This is a genomic window from Albidovulum sediminicola (genome assembly GCF_025751575.1).
Taxonomy (GTDB): Bacteria; Pseudomonadota; Alphaproteobacteria; order Rhodobacterales; family Rhodobacteraceae; genus Albidovulum; species Albidovulum sediminicola.
Genome location: NZ_JAOWLA010000068.1, coordinates 1 through 790 on the forward strand (window position 1 = coordinate 1; position 790 = coordinate 790).

General features: G+C 60.6%; 1 pseudogene. It reads left to right on the forward strand.

From position 1 onward, the window contains the following. Positions 1-741, forward strand: a pseudogene (locus tag OE647_RS20125) (transposase); the annotation flags it as partial. Between the last annotated feature and the right edge of the window lie 49 nt (positions 742-790).

Consider the following 790-nt stretch of genomic DNA (forward strand, 5'->3'; position numbering starts at 1 on the left):
CGACACCCGGCGCTACTTCGTCTCGGAAGCCAGCGTTTACAGGGTTCTGAAAGCGCAAGACCTGATTACCAGCCCGGCCTTCGTGGTGATCAAGGCCGCAGATGAGTTCCACGAGAAGACCACCAGACCGAACCAGCTCTGGCAGACTGACTTCACCTACCTGAAAGTCATCGGCTGGGGATGGTTCTACCTCTCGACCATCCTTGATGATTACAGCCGCTACGTCATCGCCTGGCGGCTCTGCACGACGATGAAGGCGTCGGATGTGACCGCGACGCTGGAAGATGCTCTGGTCGCCTCCGGCTGCAATCAGGCCACAGTCGCCCACCGGCCCCGTCTGCTCAGCGAGTTGCCAATGGATGCGCCACTGGTTCGAGCACCATTGGCGACGGCAGCAGTTACATCTCCGGCGACCTGGCCGACTGGCTTGCTGGCGAGGGCATGGATCACATCCGGGGCGCTCCCCGCCACCCTCAGACCCAGGGCAAGATCGAGCGCTGGCACCAGACCCTGAAGAACCGCATCCTGCTCGAGAACTATTACCTGCCCGGGGCTCTGGAAGCAGCGATCGGCGACTTCATCGACCACTACAACCATCAACGCTACCATGAGAGCCTGGGCAACCTCGCGCCCGTCGACGTCTATCTCGGCCGGGCTGAAGCCATCTTGAAAACACGAAAGGAGATCAAGGCCAAAACCATCGAGAAGCGCCGCTTGCTGCATCGCCAGACCGCAGCATAAACTGAAACCCAAACGAGCCAGGCCCTCCGTTCCAGATCAGCCACTCGTG